The sequence below is a fragment of the Sphingobium sp. genome (assembly GCF_035511395.1).
Lineage (GTDB): Bacteria > Pseudomonadota > Alphaproteobacteria > Sphingomonadales > Sphingomonadaceae > Sphingobium.
On record NZ_DATKFP010000355.1, the window covers coordinates 1 to 4784 of the forward strand.

4 protein-coding genes and 1 pseudogene are annotated in these 4784 nt (G+C 62.3%); 4 read left to right on the forward strand and 1 reads right to left on the reverse strand.

The window, feature by feature from the left end; genetic code table 11:
• The coding region (locus VMR39_RS24515) for an FTR1 family protein (RefSeq protein ID WP_325420140.1) at positions 1-1184 on the forward strand (1184 nt) is incomplete at its 5' end.
• Between the two features lie 26 nt (positions 1185-1210).
• Positions 1211-1399, forward strand: a complete 189-nt coding sequence (locus tag VMR39_RS24520) for a hypothetical protein (RefSeq protein ID WP_325420142.1) — start codon at positions 1211-1213, stop codon at positions 1397-1399.
• A 38-nt stretch (positions 1400-1437) separates the two neighbouring features.
• Here the strand turns inward: VMR39_RS24520 and VMR39_RS24525 are convergent, their stop codons facing one another.
• On the reverse strand, positions 1438-1851 hold the full coding sequence (locus VMR39_RS24525) for a helix-turn-helix domain-containing protein (protein WP_325420144.1): 414 nt from the start codon (positions 1849-1851) through the stop codon (positions 1438-1440).
• A 76-nt stretch (positions 1852-1927) separates the two neighbouring features.
• Here VMR39_RS24525 and VMR39_RS24530 point away from each other — a divergent pair, with 76 nt between their 5' ends.
• Together VMR39_RS24530 and VMR39_RS24535 are read left to right on the forward strand one after the other, a co-directional pair.
• Positions 1928-3301, forward strand: a complete 1374-nt coding sequence (locus tag VMR39_RS24530; RefSeq protein ID WP_325420146.1) for a hypothetical protein — start codon at positions 1928-1930, stop codon at positions 3299-3301.
• A 184-nt stretch (positions 3302-3485) separates the two neighbouring features.
• Positions 3486-4784, forward strand: a pseudogene (locus VMR39_RS24535) (hypothetical protein); the annotation flags it as partial.

Consider the following 4784-nt stretch of genomic DNA (forward strand, 5'->3'; position numbering starts at 1 on the left):
GCACGACACCCGTAGCCGCAGCGGCCGATATGGGTGACGAAAAGGCAAACGCTCTAATCGCCTACCTGCGCCGCCATCCGGATGCGATCGCCTCGCGCCCCGACGGGTCACTGAGGCTGACGCGAGAGCGGCTCGATGCGAGCCTCAAGGCATATGCGGCCGGCGATCGTAATGCGGCTGCCGATCTTGCGTTGTCGGCGTATTTGGACGGCTTCGAGCCTGTTGAACCGGTCTTGGCTGCTCGCGATCCAGAGCTGATGACTCAAATTGAACAGGCCATGGGCGCGTTGAGAGCGGCAATCAGTAGGTCACGCCCGCTTGCTGAGGTCCAAGCCGCAAATCAGCAACTCGCCGGCCTCTTCAGCGAGGCTGAGGCTGCACTCGCTCCGGAGAGGGCCAGCAGCGTGTCGAGCTTTCTAGGCGCGTTTGGCGTGCTCCTGCGCGAGGGACTTGAGGCCCTGTTGATCGTGGTCGCGATGATTGCTTTTCTCCGAAAGACCGAGCGCACGGAAGTGCTCGGCTTCGTGCATGGTGGATGGGCGTCCGCGCTTGCCGCAGGTGTGGCGACTTGGTTCGTTGCCACCTATTTCATCGGTATCAGCGGCGCTTCGCGCGAACTGACCGAAGGCTTCGGCTCGTTATTCGCCGCGATCATCCTCGTCACGGTCGGAATCTGGATGCACGGGAAAAGCAATGCCGAGAGCTGGCAACGGTACATAAAAGAGAAGATGACAAACGCGCTGTCCAAGCGCTCTGGGTGGTTCCTCTTCCTGCTCGCCTTTGTTGTCGTCTATCGAGAGGTGTTTGAGACGATCCTATTCTATGCGGCTCTCTGGGCCCAAGGGAATGGACTAGCTATGCTGGGCGGTGCTGCCGCCGCGGCAACGCTTCTTGCGATCCTGGCTTGGGTCATGCTTCGCTACAGCACACGCCTGCCCATCACCCAATTTTTCTCTTGGAGCTCGATCCTCATTGCGATCCTAGCGGTCGTGTTGGCTGGAAAAGGCATCGCTGGCCTGCAAGAGGCGGGAATTCTCGGCGTGGCCCCGCTGTCCGGCGTGCCGCGTATTCAGATGCTCGGACTATTCCCGACAACGGAAACCGTATTGGCCCAGCTCGCGGCCCTGGCCGTGCTAGGCTTGGGTTTCTGGCTCAATACGAGGAGATCAGCGCAAAGATCCTGACAAATGGCGCCATCCAGATAACATGAGTGATGCGCCTCATGCGCACGCTCTTTCGAAACATCATCCAGAATCTCGATGCGCGGACGAACACTGAGCCGAATGCTTGTGGCGGGCTGCCGGACATCATGGCGGTAGCCGGCTTTCGAAGTGTCGAGCAATCGGATGTGATCGCCACGCTCAGCGGCTCGATCTCAATCTATTGGGCGGTGCGTTGACTTCGACCGATCTGGTTATGAGGCAAGCGCCTGGTCGGTCACCGACTGGTTGCTTGGCCGGGAGGGTCAGCGAGAACTTCGATGATTCGGCAGGTCGCGACTTTCCCGTTGTCGCACTCCTTGATCATCCGGGTGAGTTCGGTCCGAAGCCCGAGTAGCCGGCGGATACGACTCTCTACGGCTTCGAGCTGATCGGCAGCGATCCGGCTCACCTGCTCGCAGGACGCTTCGGGCACCTCCTGCAGAGCGAGCATCGTCTTGATGGCCGCAATGTCGAAACCGAGATCCCTGGCATGGCGGATGAAGGTCAGCCGCCGGATGTCCTCTGCTCCGTAGAGGCGTCTTCCACTGTCCGTGCGCGGCGGCGGCGGTATGAGTCTGATCCGCTCGTAGTAGCGAATCGTCTCGATGTTGACGCCCGTATGTTTGGACAAGGCTCCGATAGTGATCATTTGCGGGTTGATTCTGTAGTGGCTACAGGATGTACGTATAGCAAGTGACTAGAGGCGTGTGAACCCGAGAACGACTGTGAGCGAGCATGTCATAGGCCTGATCTGGGACGCGTGGCGCGCTCGAAAGGGCGGTGCCGGCGCAATCGCGCAACGCCAGCGCGCCCGTCTCGCTGATATGGTCGCCTACGCCCGGGCCAACTCGCCGTACTATCGTGAGCTGTACCGTGATCTGCCGGATCGGGTTGAAAGCGCCGAGCAGCTTCCCATTACCGACAAGAAGACGCTCATGGAGCGCTTCGACGAATGGTGCACCGATCGAGACGTGACACTCGAAGCCGCAAAGGCAGTTGTCGACGATCCAGGTCGGATTGGAGAGCGGTTCCTCGGAAAATATACGCTGGCTACCACTTCCGGCACGACCGGCCGCCGCGGAATATTCCTGACCGACGATCGCACGATGGCCGTCGTGACAGCCATGATGCTCCGCTGGATGGGTGACTGGCTCAGCGCGAGCGACATACTCAAGATCATCGCCCGCCGCGGACGATTGGCGATGGTCATGGCGACGGGCGGTCATTTCGCGTCGGCGGCTGCCGCAGCACGCCTGAAGAAGCGGCGCGGAAAACTCGTCGAGGTGCTCTCTGCGCACATGCCGATGGCGGAGCTTGTCGAGCGGCTGAACCGCTTCCAACCGGCGCTGCTTACACCCTATGCTAGCATGGCTGCCATGCTGGCCGACGAACAGGAAGCCGGGCGGCTCCATATCGATCTCGTACTGCTGGCCCTTTCGGCCGAGGGGCTGCCACAACCGGAGTACGGCCGAATAGCGCGCGTGTTCGCCGCCAAAGTCGGCAACAGCTACGCCGCATCGGAATGCATGTTCCTCAGCTACATGTGCAGCGAAGGCTGGCTGCACGTCAACGCCGACTGGGTGGCGTTCGAGCCGGTCGATGCTGACTATCGGCCGGTCGCTCCCGGCCAGCAGGCGTACACGATCCTGATCAGCAATCTCGCCAATCGCGTGCAGCCGATCCTGCGCTACGATCTCGGCGACAGCGTACTGCAGCGGCCGGACCCGTGCCCCTGCGGCAACCCCATGCCGGCAATCCGCGTACAGGGCCGCTCCGCGGATGTTCTCACGTTCCGGACGTCGGGCGGCGATGTCAGGCTGCCTCCGCTGGCGCTCAGCCAACCGATCGAGGCTGTCCGCGGTGTCACGCTCTTCCAGCTCGCGCAGTCCGAGCCGGAAAGACTTGAATTACGTCTGCAAATCGCGCCGGCGGCGAATGCAGACGCCGTCTGGCGCGAGGCCGAAGCAGGTCTGCGGAAGGTGCTTGCTGAGCATGGGCTTGGACACGTCGTTGTCGAGCGCGGCGGCGAACCGCCCGAACAGTCGAAGGGCGGCAAGTTTCGGGAAGTTGTTCCGCTCGTGGACGACGCGCAGTCATGAGTCTCCCTCGGCGGTGAGGTTCATGACCGCCGGTGCTGAATGAAGCACCCCCTGGGGGCCTTCGGATTTCGGGTGACAAAGCACGAGATTCGCCCCTTGCTTCTGTAGTGACTACAGGATGTATGGTTAGCGAGCGAGTGAGGAGGTTCGAGCCGAACTCAATGACACCGGTATGGAGACGATGATGGCTGCTGACGCCTCGACGATAAGCCATTCAAGCTCGCTGCGCTTCAAAGTCGACGGCTTAGATTGTCAAAATGAGGTTCGCGCACTTCGTGCCGCGGTGGGGCCGGTCGTCGGCGGCGATGACAAATTGTCCTTCAATACCGAAGCTGGTGTCATGGAAGTGCGGGACGCGGGCGTTTCAACGGTGGACATCGTCCAGCAGGCGGTCGCGACGACCGGCATGCAAGCTCATCTCCTAAGGGATCCGGCGCAGCAGCCAGCGCCAGCGCTGCTTTTCCGGATCGAGGGGCTCGACTGCAAGAATGAAGTGGCGGTGCTCAAGCGTCAGATCGGCCCATTAGTCGGTGGAGAGGTCTGGCTAGCATTCGACACCGCGAAGGGGCTCATGACGGTCGCGCCGCAGCAACAAGCGACAGTCGACGATATCATCGGCCGCGTCGCCGCGACCGATATGCGTGCTTCACTTGTTACGGACGGCACCGGCGACGCATTGCTCTTCCGAGTGCATGGTCTCGACTGCAGGAACGAGGTGGCGGCCCTTACGCGGGAACTGGGTCCGCTTGTCGGTGAGGAGAAGCTCGCCTTCGACACCGCGCAAAGCATGATGACCGTGGCACCACAGAATCGGGCGGCGCTCGACGCGATCGAGGAAGCCGTGGCTCGAACGGGCATGCGCGCCGAACCGTGGTCAGCGCCCGCCGTCTCGCCCGACGCGACCGAAGTGCTGGAAGATGCGGCATGCGGCTGTGCCGCGGAGGTGGAGGGGGCGCTCAGTCCGCCGATCCCGCCTGGCCAAGTCGTGTTTCGCATCCATGGCATGGACTGCGCCGACGAAGTTGCGGCGTTGAAGCGCGAGGTCGGTCCGCTAGTCGGCGAAGACAAGCTCGGCTTCGACCTCCTCAACGGTCGCATGTCGATCGACGTGACGCCGGATGCAGCGCTCGAAGCCCGCATCGAGAAGGCGGTGGCTCGTGCCGGTTTGCGCGCCGAGCCCTGGACTGAAGGTGGCACTAGCGAGGCCGCGCAGGCCGAGGAGCGTCGCAAGCGGGTGCAGTCGTGGCTGACGACCGCGAGCGCCGTGTTCACGGCGCTCGGCTTTGCGGTCCACGCTTGGCTTGGAGGCGGTATCATCGCAGCCTTTGAGGCGGGCGAGCACGCTTTGGGCTCGACCCCGGTGCCGAGCATGGTTCTATATGCAGTGGCGGTGCTCTGCGCCGCGCGCTACGTCGCGCCCAAGGCTTGGCTCGCAGCCAAGCGACTTCGCCCCGACATGAATCTACTGATGATGGTTGCGGTC

Excerpts from the sequence above, each read along its gene's own strand:
- VMR39_RS24525 (WP_325420144.1), bottom strand. The coding sequence starts at position 1,851 with ATGATCACTATCGGAGCCTTGTCCAAACATACGGGCGTCAACATCGAG.